This window comes from Candidatus Oscillochloris fontis (assembly GCF_004138135.1).
Taxonomy (GTDB): Bacteria; Chloroflexota; Chloroflexia; order Chloroflexales; family Chloroflexaceae; genus Oscillochloris; species Oscillochloris fontis.
On the sequence record NZ_RYFD01000008.1, the window covers coordinates 82,578 to 96,877 of the forward strand.

10 protein-coding genes and 1 tRNA gene are annotated in these 14,300 nt (G+C 57.0%); 10 read left to right on the forward strand and 1 reads right to left on the reverse strand.

The window, feature by feature from the left end; genetic code table 11:
• The first annotated feature begins 88 nt into the window (after positions 1-88).
• The 7 genes from EKD03_RS05440 (at position 89) to EKD03_RS05470 (ending at position 8,538) form a co-directional block, all read left to right on the forward strand.
• Complete coding sequence (locus EKD03_RS05440; RefSeq protein WP_129628379.1) at positions 89-1,129, forward strand: TerB family tellurite resistance protein; 1,041 nt, start codon at positions 89-91, stop codon at positions 1,127-1,129.
• 182 nt (positions 1,130-1,311) lie between these two features.
• Positions 1,312-1,857: a bifunctional pyr operon transcriptional regulator/uracil phosphoribosyltransferase PyrR gene (gene pyrR, locus EKD03_RS05445; RefSeq protein ID WP_129628381.1), complete on the forward strand. Its 546-nt coding sequence runs from the start codon at positions 1,312-1,314 to the stop codon at positions 1,855-1,857.
• A gap of 56 nt (positions 1,858-1,913) precedes the next feature.
• Positions 1,914-2,834 (forward strand): aspartate carbamoyltransferase catalytic subunit, encoded by a 921-nt coding sequence (locus tag EKD03_RS05450; RefSeq protein WP_129628383.1) that lies wholly within the window; start codon positions 1,914-1,916, stop codon positions 2,832-2,834.
• Between the two features lie 12 nt (positions 2,835-2,846).
• Positions 2,847-4,343, forward strand: a complete 1,497-nt coding sequence (locus EKD03_RS05455) for a dihydroorotase (protein WP_129628385.1) — start codon at positions 2,847-2,849, stop codon at positions 4,341-4,343.
• A gap of 419 nt (positions 4,344-4,762) precedes the next feature.
• Positions 4,763-6,571 (forward strand): peptide ABC transporter substrate-binding protein, encoded by a 1,809-nt coding sequence (locus EKD03_RS05460; RefSeq protein ID WP_174842814.1) that lies wholly within the window; start codon positions 4,763-4,765, stop codon positions 6,569-6,571.
• A gap of 61 nt (positions 6,572-6,632) precedes the next feature.
• Positions 6,633-7,595, forward strand: coding sequence for an ABC transporter permease (locus tag EKD03_RS05465; RefSeq protein ID WP_129628387.1), 963 nt, complete (start codon positions 6,633-6,635; stop codon positions 7,593-7,595).
• Positions 7,585-8,538, forward strand: a complete 954-nt coding sequence (locus EKD03_RS05470; RefSeq protein WP_129628389.1) for an ABC transporter permease — start codon at positions 7,585-7,587, stop codon at positions 8,536-8,538. Before EKD03_RS05465 ends, EKD03_RS05470 begins: the two co-directional genes overlap by 11 nt.
• An 82-nt stretch (positions 8,539-8,620) precedes the next feature.
• Here EKD03_RS05470 and EKD03_RS05475 read toward each other — a convergent pair whose 3' ends face one another.
• Positions 8,621-9,838 carry an ATP-binding protein gene (locus EKD03_RS05475; RefSeq protein WP_129628391.1) on the reverse strand — a complete coding sequence of 406 codons (1,218 nt, stop codon included), beginning with the start codon at positions 9,836-9,838 and terminating at the stop codon, positions 8,621-8,623.
• Between the two features lie 297 nt (positions 9,839-10,135).
• Here EKD03_RS05475 and EKD03_RS05480 point away from each other — a divergent pair, with 297 nt between their 5' ends.
• The 3 genes from EKD03_RS05480 (at position 10,136) to EKD03_RS18305 (ending at position 14,283) form a co-directional block, all read left to right on the forward strand.
• Positions 10,136-13,477 carry a chemotaxis protein CheB gene (locus EKD03_RS05480; RefSeq protein WP_129628393.1) on the forward strand — a complete coding sequence of 1,114 codons (3,342 nt, stop codon included), beginning with the start codon at positions 10,136-10,138 and terminating at the stop codon, positions 13,475-13,477.
• Positions 13,478-13,491: 14 nt separating this feature from the next.
• Positions 13,492-14,142, forward strand: coding sequence for a response regulator transcription factor (locus EKD03_RS05485; RefSeq protein WP_129628395.1), 651 nt, complete (start codon positions 13,492-13,494; stop codon positions 14,140-14,142).
• Between the two features lie 44 nt (positions 14,143-14,186).
• Positions 14,187-14,283, forward strand: a tRNA-Sec gene (locus tag EKD03_RS18305).
• Positions 14,284-14,300 lie beyond the last annotated feature (17 nt).

Below are 14,300 nucleotides of genomic sequence, written 5' to 3' on the forward strand. Positions count from 1 at the left end.
CCCTGCCCCAACAGCCATGCTATACTGAAGCCGTCTGCTTCAACATGGCCGGGCCATCGCAACCCGCTATTCCCACTGCGAGGTGTTTATGAGCGACTTCTGGGGCGATCTGGGGAAAGCGCTGGGGAAGACTCAGCTTACGCTCGATGCGGCGCGCAAAGAGGCTGAACGCCTCGCCCGTGAGGCGGGCAAGGTGGCGCAGGATGTGGTTGGTGAGGCTGGCCGTGGCGTGAATGAGGCGCTTGGTCAGGTGCAGCAGTTGGTGACGGGTGACGTGCCGATGGAGCCGGTGAATTTCGCTGCGCTCGCCGAACATCAGCGCGTGGCGTATGCCGGGGCGCTCTATGCTATGGCCTATGCCGATGGGGCGCTGGATAAGGACGAGTTGCTGCTGATTGTAGATTTGCTCGATCTGGATGGCCTGACGCCCGCCAGTCGTCAGGTGGTAGTCAGCTATGTGCTGGCTCCACCCACTCTGGCTGATGCCATCGCTGCCTTTAGCGCTGCCGATGATACGTTGCGCTATGCGCTGTTGCTCAATCTGCTGGAGGTGGCTTGGGCAAATGATCTGCTCGATCCGGCTCAGGATCAGTTGCTTACCCAGGCTCAGCAGGTACTTGCGGTGGGCGACGAGCAGTATCGGGCGATCTGGCGCTTTATCCGCGAGATGCGCGCCATTCGGCTGCGTGGCCAGAATGATAACGCGGCGGCGCAAGCGACCAAGACGGCTGCTGCCGGTTTGGCGGCGGTTGGGGTGCCGATTGCGATTGTGTATGTCTCTGGTTCGGTGATTGGCCTGAGTGCGGCGGGGATTACCTCCGGCTTGGCCGCGCTGGGTTTGGGACTGGGGATGGTGCCGGGGATCGGGGTGGCAGTGCTGCTGGGCACCGGAGTCTTTTTGGGCGTGCGGGCGCTGCTTGATGCGGCCAACCAAGATCTCGTGCGTGGCCAGTTGCGCCAGCGTGCCCAGTTGGTCTTGGCCTACCTCAATGAGATGCTGGCGCTGCTCGATGCCCAGATCGCTACGCTCAACCAGTCTGGTCGCAGTAGTGTCCAACTCCACGAACGCCGCCGCGCACTCATGCAGATCATCGCCCGTCGCCAGAGTATGGCCGAGAGTTTGCATTGACACCCCCGCATGCGCGTGGTACACTCGCCACGATCATCCTTTAACGCAGTCCCGCGAGGCTGTGAAGGAGCAACCTAGATGCCATACCTAGCGCAACGATTGCGCACGCTGCTCGTTCGTCCCGTACCCCTGATCTGTGGGGCTACGGGGTTTTTATTGCCTACAGACAGAAGTACGCACCGATGAACAATCGCAAGCAGATTCTCACTCCCGACGAGATGCGCCGTGCCTTGGTGCGCATCGCCCACGAGATTGATGAGCGCAACGGCGGGCTTCAGAATGTCATCCTGGTGGGGATTCCGCGCCGGGGTGTGCCCCTCGCTGAACGTATTGCGGCGACGATTGCTGATTTTGAGGGTGTCCTGCTTCCAGTGGGGCAACTCGATATTACGCTCTACCGCGATGACCTGCGTCGCCGGGGAATGGCCGAGGTTGGTAAGACCAGCATTCAGCACGATCTGACCGCTAAGGTGGTGGTGTTGGTTGATGATGTGCTCTATACCGGGCGTACTGTGCGCGCTGCGCTGGATGCGATTGCCGATCTGGGCCGCCCCGATTGTATTCAGTTGGCGGTGCTGATAGATCGCGGCCACCGCGAATTGCCCATCCGCGCCGATTTTGTCGGTAAGAATGTGCCGACCTCACGTTCTGAGCATGTGATGGTGCATCTGCGCGAGATTGATGGTGAAGACGAGGTCGTGATCGAACGCACGAAGGCTGAACAGTGAGCGTGATGGTGTGATTCCATGACGCTCCCCCCCGCTTGATTATGCAACAGACATCTATGTCCCGTCGCCATATGATTGACCTTGATCAGATCTCTGCTGAGGAGATCGAGGAGATCTTGGTGACGACCGATAGCATGAAGGAAGTGCTCTCCCGCGAAATTAAACAAGTGCCCGCCTTGCGTGGTCGCACGGTGGTCAATATGTTCTTTGAGGAGAGTACCCGCACGCGGATTTCGTTTGAATTGGCGGCTCGCGCTCTTTCGGCCAATATTGTCAACTTTACCGCCCGTGGTAGTAGTGTCGAGAAGGGTGAATCGCTGATTGATACCGTGCGCACTCTTCAGGCGCTCGGAGCCGATATGGTGGTGATCCGCCATAGTCAGTCCGGTGCGCCCTATCTGGTGGCGCAGCACTTCCACGGCCCGGTGATCAATGCTGGCGATGGTCGCCATGCCCATCCCAGCCAGGCGCTGCTCGATCTCTTCACCATCCGTGAACGCCTCGGCCAGCTTGCTGGCCTGAAGGTGGTGATTGTCGGTGATATCCTGCATAGTCGGGTGGCACGCTCTGACATTTGGGGCTTGACCCGTATGGGTGCCCATGTGACTCTGTGTGCCCCGCCGACTCTGCTTGGCCCTAGCCACTATTGGCTCGCGACATGGCCCGGTATCAGCATCAGCCACCGTCTCGATGCGGCCTTGGAGGGAGCGGATGTAGTGATGGCGTTGCGCATTCAGAAGGAGCGTATGCAGGGTGGCTTGTTGCCTTCCCTCCGCGAGTATAGCCGCCACTATGGGCTGACTCCCGAACGCCTAGCGCGTTTGGGCGAACATACGCTGATTATGCACCCCGGCCCGATGAATGAGGGTGTGGAGATCTCACCGGAGGCGGCTACCGCCCCCAATTCGGTGATCGAAGCTCAGGTGACCAACGGGGTCGCGGTGCGTATGGCGCTACTCTACCGTCTGGGTGGGTAGGAGAGAGAGAACATGAACTACTTGATACGCAATGGGTCTATTATTGACCCGGCTCGCCGTGTGGCTACCGTCGGTGATGTGCTGGTGGTGGATGGCAAGGTTGAGCGCCTGATTGATATGGCTGAGATGGGGGTTGATCTTGGCCCCCTCCCTGAGGGTACCGAGGTGATTCATGCTGGGGGCTGTGTGGTGGCTCCGGGTTTCACCGACTTACACGCCGAGTTGGGTGAACCGGGCTATGAGCAGCGTGAAACGATAGCGACCGGCACGCGCGCAGCGGTGCAGGGTGGCTTCACGATGGTCTGCGCGATGCCCAACACCAACCCGGTTTTAGATTGTGCTGCCGTGGCGCATCAGGTGGCCGCGATTGCCCAGCGTGAGGCTCAGGGCCATGTGGCGTTGATCGGGGCGATTACGCAGGGGCGCGAGGGCAAGATCCTGACCGAGATGATCGAATTGGCCGAGGCGGGCTGTATCGCCTTTAGCGATGCGGGGCGCACGATCCTTGATGCGGGGGTGATGCGCAACGCGCTGGCCTATGCGGCGGCGCTCAATCTTCCCGTCATGAGCCACTGTGAAGATTCACGGTTGGGGCTGAACTGGGCCATGCACGAGGGGGCAGTCAGTATGCGTCTGGGTCTCCCCGGCTTGCCCGCTGCTGCCGAAGAGATCATCATTGCGCGTGACATCGCCTTGGCCGAAGATACCCGCGCCCATCTGCATATCTGTCAGGTGAGTACCGCCGCTGGCGTGGCGCTCATTCGGGCCGCCAAGGAACGGGGGGTGCATGTTACTGCCCAGGTCTCACCGTATCATCTGACGTTGAGTGATACATGGGTGTTGGGTACACTCGCACCACCGCCGCTCCCGTTGTCAGCGGCTACGCCCACTCATCGCGGCAAGGGCAAGAATCGCCGTAATACGGCCCCGGAGTTGGGCTTGCCTAGCTGGCTCAATCCGAATCTTCTCCCACCCTATGATAGTTCGACCCGCGTGCGCCCGCCGCTGCGCAGTGAACAGGATGTGGAGGCGCTGATTGCTGGCCTAAACGACGGTACGATTGACGCGATTGCGAGTGGCCATGCCCCGCGCACCCGTGTGGAGAAGGAGTGCGAGTATGGGGTCGCCGCACCTGGTATTAGTAGCCTGGAGACCGCATTGGGCCTCGTTTTGACCCTGGTGCATCGCGGGGAGATGGATCTGGTCAACACGGTCGCCCGCCTCACCGAAGGCCCAGCTCAGGTGATGGGGCGCTCCCCGGCCACCCTGCGCCCCGGCTCCCGCGCCGATATTGTTATCTTCGATCCTGATCGAATGTGGACGGTGGAGCGGAGCCAGTTGGCCTCGTTGAGCAAGAGTACCCCCTTGCAAGGCCAGCAACTCAAGGGCCAGGTGATGCTGACCATGGTGAGTGGACAAGTCGCCTTCCGGCGTGGTGAGTTTGGGATGCATGGCCGTGGCGGGCCACAGAGTTCAAAGATTACGGGTATCTTTGGGAATGTGGAGTAGGGTTCCTCCGGTGGGGGTTTGGGGGCGGATTCGCCGCCCCCGAAGATATTTTTTTTGTTGTTTTTTGGCGGCGTAGCCGCCAAAAAACAACAAAAATGAGGGTTTGGGGCGCAGCCCCAAGGACTTTGCCCATGCCCTACAGTTACGGCCAACCTACGTTGACAGAGATCACCCGGATATGGTATGTTTACGCCATTCCTACCTAGCATCCGAGCCAAAATTGATATGACATGGTTGTCACCCATGAGATAGTGATCTGGCCGTATTACGTAACGATCACCCTCACCCACTGGACACCGTGGGTGAGGGTTTTCTGATCGAACCACCCCTTGGGATGACGGGCCGACCCATCACTGTTGGTGGTGTCGTTCCCCGATTCTATAGTCTGTTGTCCGTCATCTGTTAGGTAGGAGGTTCGCGTGTTGCGTAAACGGATCTGGACGTTGATTGTCGTGGGGATGCTGGCAGCCACGCTATTAAGTGCGTGTAGTGCGCCACCACCCGTAGGTAGCCCCACATTGGTACCGACGGTAGCGGAAAGCGCGGTGGCCGAACCCACGGTGGCGCTTGTAGAGAGTCCTACTCCGGCAGTTCCGAGCAGTGGGGGGACGCTCAAGATTCTCTATTCCCAGGCCATCACGGTTCTTAACCCATACTTGTCGAGTGGCAGCAAGGATCTTGATGGGGCGACGATCATCCTGGAGCCGCTGGCCCACTACAACCAGGATGATCAACTGGTGCCGGCGCTGGCCGCCGAGATTCCTAGCCTGGATAATGGCGGCATCGCCGATGATTACCGCAGCATCACCTGGAAACTCAAACCCGACGTACTCTGGTCGGATGGCACGCCCTTCACGGCGCAAGATGTGGTCTTCACGTGGCGCTACTGCACCGATGTGGCCACGGGTTGTGTCTGGACCTCGCTCTTCGCCAATGTGGAGCAGATCGAGGCGCTCGATGCCGCCACCGTGAAGATCACCTGGAAGCAGCCTACCCCCAACCCCTTCACCACCTTCGTCAGCCGCAGCGGGCTGATCTTGCAGCAGGCCCAGTTTGCCAACTGCATCGGGGCCAACGCCATGCAGGACGCCAACTGTCAGGCGGCCAATCTGGCCCCGATTGGCACCAATGCCTATAAACTGAAGGAGTTCCGCCCCGGCGATACCGTGCTCTACGCGCAGAACCCCAACTACCGCGATGCCGCCAACACCGCGTTTGATCAGATCGAGATCAAGGGCGGCGGCGATCCGGCCTCGGCGGCGCGGGCGGTGTGTGAGACCGGCGAGGCCGATTTTACCGGCAATTTGCAGGTGACTAAGGCGGTGCTCGATCCGATCTTGGCGGCGGGTATGTGTGATACGGTCGCGGGCGGATCAGCGGGGGTCGAGCGCATCAACTTCAACTTCTCCAACCCCGATCCGGCGCTGGGGGCGCAGCGCTCCGAGCCGGATCAGCCCAACCCCATTCTGAGTGATCTGCGTGTGCGTCAGGCGATCACCAAGGCGATAGATCGCCAGATGATCGCCGATCAACTCTTTGGGACTTCGGGCGTGCCAACCTGCAACATCTCGGTCATTCCGCAGGCGTATGCCTCAACCAGCCTCACCTGTGCGCGTGATCTTGAGGCGGCTAAAGCGCTGCTTGATGAGGCCGGTTGGCTCCTGCCCGAAGGTGGTAAGGTGCGTGAGCGCGACGGTAAGCCGCTGCGGCTCAGTTTCCAGACCAACATCAACGCCTTGCGCCAGAGTGAACAGGCGATCATCAAGTCCAATCTGGCCGATGTGGGCATTCAGGTCGATCTCGAAGCCTACGATAGCAGCGTCTTCTTTGGCAGCGCGGTGGACAACGAACATACGATGCACCAGTTCTTCGCCGACCTCCAGATGTATAGCAACCGGCCCATGGACTATGGCCTCGACTCTTACTTCCAAGCCTGGATCTGTGCTGAGGTCAACTCGGTGGCCAACCAGTGGACCAAGGCCAACGATCTGCGCTACTGCAACCCGGCCTATGATGCGCTCTACAATCAGTTCATCAGCGAGTTTGACTCCAGCAAACGTGCCGAGTTGGCCATGCAGTTGAACGATTTCCTGATCAACGACGCGGTAGTCATTCCGCTGATCAACCGTCTGACGCCGAATGCCAAGGCGAAGAGCTTGGTCGGCCCGACCCATAGCTCGTTCGACTCGATGTTCTGGAACATCGCCACCTGGAAGCGGGTACCATAAGCGATGCGGCGGACGTATGGGGCGCGTCGCGACGCGCCCCATACGGATCACGATACCAACCATGACCCACTACATCCTCCGTCGCTTGCTGATTGCGATCCCCACTCTCTTACTCATCAGCATGGTCATCTTTGCGGTGCTGGCATTAGCGCCGGGTGATCCGCTGGCTGAATTTGCGCTCAACCCGGCGATTCCTGAAGCGACTCGCGAACTGATCCGCATTCAGTTTGGCCTCGATCAACCCTGGCCGATCCGTTACCTCAAGTGGCTCAGTGCGCTTATGCGTGGTGATTGGGGCTTCTCATTTGCCAGCAAATCGCCGGTGATTGATCTGATCTGGCAGCGCCTCCCCCAGACGTTGCTGGTGGTGGGGAGCGCCCACCTGATCGGGATCGCCCTCGCCATCCCCATCGGGATCATCTCGGCGGTCAAACAATACTCGCTCTTCGACACCATCGCCACCCTACTGGCCCTGATCGGCCTCTCGCTGCCCTCGTTCTTCATCGGCATCATCTGCATGCTCGTCTTTGCGGTACATCTGCGCTGGTTCCCGCTGGTCTACAGTTCCACCCTTGAAGTCCGCGACTTGGCCAGCCTGGGGCAGCAACTGCGCCAGATGTTCCTGCCGGTGCTGGTGGTGGTGGTGCAGCAGACCGGGGCGATTGCTCGCTTTATGCGCGCCGCGATGCTCGAAAACCTTAACCAGGACTATGTACGTACCGCACGCGCCAAGGGGTTACGCGAGTGGATCGTGGTGCTGCGCCACCTGCTGCCCAATAGCCTCATCCCCGTGGTGACACTGGTAGCCTTGAGTATGCCCAGCATCTTCTCCGGGGCGATCATTACTGAGACCCTCTTCCGCGTGAATGGCATCGGTGCGCTGCTGATTAGCTCGATCAACACCAACGACACCCCGGTCGTCATGGCGATCACCTTCATCTTCGCCGTCCTGACCGTGATCTTCAACCTGATCGCCGACATCCTGTATGGGTTGCTCGATCCACGGGTGCGCTATGCCGACTGAGCGCCCCGCCCGCAGCCTTATGACCGATGCTTGGTGGCGCTTTCGCCGTCACCGCCTCGCCCTCTTCGGGTGCGCGGTGCTGCTCTGCCTGCTGCTCGCGATCACCCTGGGGCCACTGGCCTACCAGTACTACCTCATCGCCCAACTCCAGGCCAACGGCAGCCCCCCGCGTGAGGCACACCCCGATCTGCGCAGCCTGATCGAACACTTCGATCTGCGCGCCATCCTCCAGCCACCCAGCCCGGTACACCCCTTTGGCACCGACGATCTCGGTCGCGATCTGCTGGCGCGTTGCCTGTATGGCGGACGCATCTCACTTGCGGTGGGCCTCGCCGCCATGCTGATCGCCATCGCCCTCGGTACTGCCATCGGAGCCATCGCCGGGTTCTACGGCGGCATGATTGACCAGATCCTCATGCGCCTGACCGACCTCTGTTTAGCCTTACCGGGCATCCCGATCACACTCTTGATCGTCTATCTGTTCCGCGAGCCAGTGGTACGGCTCCTCGGCTCACGCGAGGTGGGGGTCTTTGTGATCATGGTGCTGGTGATTGGTGGGCTGGCCTGGATGAGCACCGCCCGCATCGTGCGTGCCACCCTCCTCAGCCTCAAACAGCAGGAGTTTGTGACCGCCGCGATAGCGTTGGGAGTGCGCCATCCGGCGATCATCATACGGCACCTACTGCCCAACGCCATCGGGCCAATTGTGGTGGCGGCGACCTTAGAGGTGGGCAGTGCGATCATCGCCGAATCAACCATCTCCTTCTTAGGCGTCGGCTTCCCCCCCGACACCCCCACCTGGGGGCGGCTCGTCACCGATGGCAGCCAGTACCTTCAAGCGGCCCCCTGGCTGGCGCTCTGTCCCGGTGGCCTCATCTTCGTGACGGTCTTGAGCATCAACTTTGTTGGCGACGGCCTGCGCGATGCCTTCGCTCCGCAGTAGAGACGGCGCGCCTAATGGCTTCCGACCCTCACCCCCCTGCACCCCTCTTCCGCTTGCGGGAGAGGGTAGGGGGGAGGGGGTCTCACACTGCACATCTCGGCAGGCTCACCGTGACAAGCGTACCATCGCCGACCGCACTGGCCAACTCAATCTTCCCTTGATGCAGATCGATAATCCCCTTGCAGATATACAACCCCAGCCCCAGCCCCGTTTGCGCCCGGTTATGCTGGACATGCGCTCGGAAGAAGCGCTCAAAAAGATGGGTTTGGACATCGCTAGGGATGCCCATCCCGTGATCTTGCACGGCAATGTGGGTATACTCATCATCCGCTGTCACCTGAATGGCAACCTCACTACCCATCGGGCTATACTTGACCGCATTTTGGATGAGATTATGTAGTACCTGCTCCAACCGCACCTCATCGCCCACAATCCACATCGGTTCGGGTTCAATATTCACTCGTAGGCTATGCTGCGGGAATGACAATTGAAGTGTATGGACGACACGCCAGACAAACGCACCAATATCGAGTCGGCTTGTACTCATATATAACTGACCGTGGTCAATCTGGGTTGCGTCCATGAGCATATGCAATAAGCGGCTAAGCCGTAGACTCTGCTCGACCATCATATCAACCGCACGCTGATCCTTGGCATCCGTATGTGGATGTAATTCCATTCGTTGTTGAAGAATCTTCGCTTGGCCCATGATAATCGTGAGCGGTGCTGAGAGTTCGTGCGCAGTCACCGAGATAATATTCTCAATCGCATCACGAATCTGCTCGGTAGGGTTACGGAGATCATGATCATGGGTGATCTGGTACTCCTTGACGACGGGTGTTGCGGTTCCGATCCAGCGTAGACAAACCCCATCCTTGCTACATTGCGGAACCATGTTGATGTGCAAATAGTGATATGCCCTATTTGCAAAAAGAAATCTATATTCGACGTGAAAAGGAATGACGTTTACAATTGCGGTCTTCCAGGAGATGAGACAGTCCATCTGATCGTCAGGGTGTACGAGCTTAATCCAATTCAGATCCTTTTGCGTCTCTGTTGAAAGGCTGAAGAAGGATGCGAAGAGTGGGTTGATATAATCCCACATTCCATCCGGTCGGGTCGTAAAGAGCATCACCGGTATCATGGATAATACTTCAGGTACGGATGTATAATGAAGAAAATACATATCTTCATGGTGCGTATCTAGATTCCTTCTTTTTTCTTTAACAACAAACTGATGAGTTGAAGCAATCGCATGCTCACGTGGGGCTTGGCTCTTCACATATCTTCTACTCATCATTGCCTCCTCGTAACGTAATATTTATAGAAAAATTTTCGTGAGTAGGAGGGTAACGTCATTGTTACACACCACTCACGAAATCTAGAACCCTATAATCATTCCTACATTTTTTGTAGGCATACACCTAAGATAATGTCGGAGTGCATAGGGTGTTCATATGCCTACTATAGTCGAAATAGAACCTATTTGGTTAGCAGGTAAAGTATGACAAGTTGATGTAAGGGAATTCCTGACAACGTACTGTGCTACAATATAATCGCATCCGCTGATAAGCGGCCCTGCACTAAGGAGGGCGCAATGAACGATAATCCTGACATTCATCCTGATGTTGCTACCCAACAGCCGCAAACCATGTCAGAGCAAGCGGTTGCTACGCAACCAATCCCGCGTGTTGTCGGGGTAGGGGCTTCTGCGGGTGGACTGGAAGCGTTTAGTGAATTCCTGCGCCATACACCGTCAGATACGGGGATGGCATTTGTCTTCATTCAGCACCTTGATCCGCAGCATACCAGCATGCTCCCCGAACTACTTGCACCCCACACCAGCATGTCGGTCAACGCGATCTGCGATCAAACTCCGGTTGCGCCCAACTATGTCTATCTCATCCCACCCAATACGGTCGTAACCATCGCCAAGGGAATCCTCTACCTCGATCCACCCGCGAGCCATGGCTTGCGGCTGCCGATCAACCACTTCTTTCGCTCGCTGGCCGAAGATCAAGCCGAACGAGCGGTCGGGATTGTACTTTCAGGAACCGGCTCGGATGGAACCGAAGGTCTGGCCGCCATCCATGCATGTGGTGGCACCACGATAGCGCAGATTCCTACGTCGGCAGCCTATCCTCAGATGCCCCAATCGGCGATTGCGTGGGGGGTAGTTGATCACGTGCTGGATATTGCGGCTATGCCGTCACTCCTGGTGGCCTCGATTCAGCCCCAGCCCAACCCATCCTCCGAGACCACCCTGCACAAGATTCTCTCGCTCATCAAGCAGAGTACCGGGCATAACTTTATTCATTACAAACATGCCACCCTTCAGCGACGCATCGCGGGCCGTATGCAGCAACTCCGCATCACCAATATCGAAACCTATCTTGAGCACATGCAGCAGGATTGCAGTGAAGTTAACCGCCTCTTTCGCGATTTGTTGATCGGTGTCACCGAGTTTTTTCGTGATGCAGATGCCTTTGAAGCCCTCGCCCCGACTGTCTTTACCAATCTGTTGCGCGGCAGAGATGCGCACGCAATACTTCGCATCTGGGTGCCCGGCTGTGCAACGGGAGAAGAAGCCTATTCGCTGGCGATCATGCTGCATGAGTATCTCGCACAACTTGAAACCGCGCCAACAGTGCAGATTTTTGCGACTGATATTGATGAGGCGGCGCTCGTGGTGGCACGGCGCGGATATTATGATGCCAGCAGCACCAATCACATTTCCCCCAAGCGCTTAGCCCGTTATTTTGAAGTAGATGGAACCGGCTACCGGATTGCAAAATTCCTGCGTGAACTGTGCCTCTTCTCGCTGCATAATCTGATCAGCGATCCCCCGTTTGGGCGTATGGATCTGATTGCCTGCCGCAATCTCCTGATCTACTTTGATGCGGATCTCCAGCGCCAGATTATCCCGACCTTCCACTACGCCCTCGCGCCGAATGGCTATCTCTTTCTGGGTTCGGCGGAGAGTGTGACGGGTTCAACCGATACTTCGGACATGTTCCGCGTGATTGATGCGCGCCATCGCATCTACCAGCGCAAGGATCGGCTGGTACAATCGAAAATTGTGCTGCCCTGGGCAGCCTCCACTCAACCCGTACCACGTATTTCAGGCGTACCTCCGCACCTACCATCCTCGTCAGATAAGATCGCAACCACGATAGAGCGCGTCCTAATCCGCGATTATGCCCCGACCGCAATTGTGATCGATCCCTTGGGCATGGTCATCTACATTAGCGGTCGCGCCGCTCCCTATCTGACGGTTCCAGCCGGTATCCCTACGTCGAATCTGTTTGATCTCGCCCATTCTGACTTGCGCCTGCCCCTGCGGGCAGCCCTACGCACCGCATTTCAAACTCTCACCGCAGTTGCCCGTGAGGATATCACTCTGATCTTGCCCGATGGACAGATCCGCTTGAATCTGACGGTTCGCCCCTTTCCTGATGCCAATCTTGATAGTGGCCTCTTCCTCGTTATCTTGCAGTCGAGTGGCCCACCGACACCTACGTTCGCCCAGGAAGATGACGAGCACCTCCGTAATGCCGAACCTGCCGCAACAACATTAGCCCAGGAACTCCAACGCACCCGTGAGACGCTGGAGGCCACGATTAGTGAACTCCAAGAATCAAATCTTGATCTAACTGCGGCCAACGAAGAGCTACGTTCGGTGAATGAGGAGTTGCATGCGGCGAACGAAGAGTTACAGACCTCGAAGGAGGAGATTCAGTCCATCAATGAGGAACTTCAGACGGTGAATGCCGAGCTGAGTCTCAAAATTGATGAAATTGATCGCGTCAATACCGATCTGGCCAACCTCTTCGCGAGTGCCCAGATTCCGGCCATTTTCCTGCGTACTGATGGACGGATTAGCCGTTTTACCGCCCAAGCAACCGAACTCTTTGCCCTGATTGACGCCGATTGTGGGCGTCCGCTCGCCGATCTCAAAGCCAAGTTTGTCGCTGGCGATCTCCAAACCCTGATCTCCCAAGTCATTGAGACCCTCGAACCGATTGAATCAATCGTCTATCAGCCTGACGGTGATCGTTGGTGGAGTATGCGCATCAGGCCATACCACACCCTCACCAACAAGGTTGATGGAGTAGTACTCACCTTTGCCGATATTACGATTCTGAAACAGACCGAAGAGATCCTGCAACATGCTCATGATGATCTTGAATCACGGGTGGGTGTACGCACCGAAGAACTCGCTAAGGTCAATCATGCCCTTCAGGTAGAGATCGCTGCCCGTGAACAGAGCGAACAAGCACGCCAACGCCTGATCCAACAACTCGTGATCGCACAGGAAGAAGAGCGCCGCCAAATTGCCTACGAACTCCATGATCAACTTGGGCAAGATTTTGCCGTCCTGATCCTGAATCTTAAAGCACTGGAGGAACATGTTGCGACCAATGATGAGATCGCTGAATGGATAACCCAGCTACGCACAACGATCACCCAAATGGATTACTATGTTCGTCAGTTGGCTATGCAATTACGCCCGCTGGTTTTTGATGAATTGGGGATTGAATTGGCATTACGAAACTATATCGAACAATGGTCGGAACGTACTCGTATCCCCGTTGATTTACAGACCAATGGATTGAAAGAAAATTTGCTCTTTGAATCTATTCAAATGACTATATATAGAATTATCCAAGAGTCACTCGCGAATGTTTCCAAGCATGCTCAGGCATCCAATGTGAATGTCATCATTGATCAGAATGGAAATCGGGTACGTATCATCATCGAAGATGATGGAATAGGCTTTGTTGTGCCAACAGTGAGAGCAGATTTGGATGTGAAACATCATCTCGGTCTGATGGGCATGTGGGATCGCATCACCCTCCTCGGTGGCGATCTTCTGATCGAGTCAACCATCGGGAGTGGCACCTCTATCTTTGCCAATATCCCACTCTTTACCATCTAGCAAGGATATATACCATGAGCAACATCAGACTATTCCTTGTTGATGATCACATGGTGCTGCGCGAGGGTCTGAAAGCCCTGATGACGGGCCAACCCGATATGACCATCGTTGGTGAAGCCGGGGATGGCGAGACCGCGTGGACGCAGATCGAACTTTGTCAACCCGATGTGGTGATTATGGACATCTCGATGCCGCATGGAGGTGGCATCCAGACCACCCGACAGATTAAAGAGGCATACCCGAACATCAAAGTGCTCGTCTTAAGTGTTCATGACGACACCCACAATCTGCGCCACGCACTTGCCGCCGGTGCATCGGGCTACATCCTGAAGCGCACCGCCGCCGATGCGTTGATTCAAGCCATCCGTGCCGTGGCATCGAACGGCTTCTATCTCGATCCACTGCTTGCGGATCATGTCGTCACCCAATACGTCCACCGACCGCCGATAGCAAGCCACCTTCTTGGTAGCGAACTGAGCGAACGTGAGCGCGAAGTGGTACTAGGGGTAGTTCAGGGCTATAGCAACAAAGACATTGCGCTCCAATTAAACCTCAGCATCAAGACCGTGGAGACCTATCGAGCGCGGGCGCTAGAGAAGCTTGGTTTAAGTGGGCGTGCTGCGCTGGTGCGCTACGCGATCGAGCGGGGTTGGATGGAGCGCTGAGGGGCCGATTGACACCCACCGCCTAAGCGCCTACAATCTAGGGCGAGAGCGGATATGGCCCGGTGGTCGTCCTCGTCTTCAAAACGAGTGGGCGCGGTGACGAACCGCGTTGGTGGGTTCGACTCCCACGCGCTCTCGCCAATGCTATTTGCAGAAAC

Excerpts from the sequence above, each read along its gene's own strand:
- EKD03_RS05485 (WP_129628395.1), top strand. The coding sequence starts at position 13,492 with ATGAGCAACATCAGACTATTCCTTGTTGATGATCACATGGTGCTGCGC.
- pyrR (WP_129628381.1), top strand. The coding sequence starts at position 1,312 with ATGAACAATCGCAAGCAGATTCTCACTCCCGACGAGATGCGCCGTGCC.
- EKD03_RS05475 (WP_129628391.1), bottom strand. The coding sequence starts at position 9,838 with ATGATGAGTAGAAGATATGTGAAGAGCCAAGCCCCACGTGAGCATGCG.
- EKD03_RS05450 (WP_129628383.1), top strand. The coding sequence starts at position 1,914 with ATGTCCCGTCGCCATATGATTGACCTTGATCAGATCTCTGCTGAGGAG.
- EKD03_RS05480 (WP_129628393.1), top strand. The coding sequence starts at position 10,136 with ATGAACGATAATCCTGACATTCATCCTGATGTTGCTACCCAACAGCCG.
- EKD03_RS05440 (WP_129628379.1), top strand. The coding sequence starts at position 89 with ATGAGCGACTTCTGGGGCGATCTGGGGAAAGCGCTGGGGAAGACTCAG.
- EKD03_RS05470 (WP_129628389.1), top strand. The coding sequence starts at position 7,585 with ATGCCGACTGAGCGCCCCGCCCGCAGCCTTATGACCGATGCTTGGTGG.
- EKD03_RS05455 (WP_129628385.1), top strand. The coding sequence starts at position 2,847 with ATGAACTACTTGATACGCAATGGGTCTATTATTGACCCGGCTCGCCGT.
- EKD03_RS05465 (WP_129628387.1), top strand. The coding sequence starts at position 6,633 with ATGACCCACTACATCCTCCGTCGCTTGCTGATTGCGATCCCCACTCTC.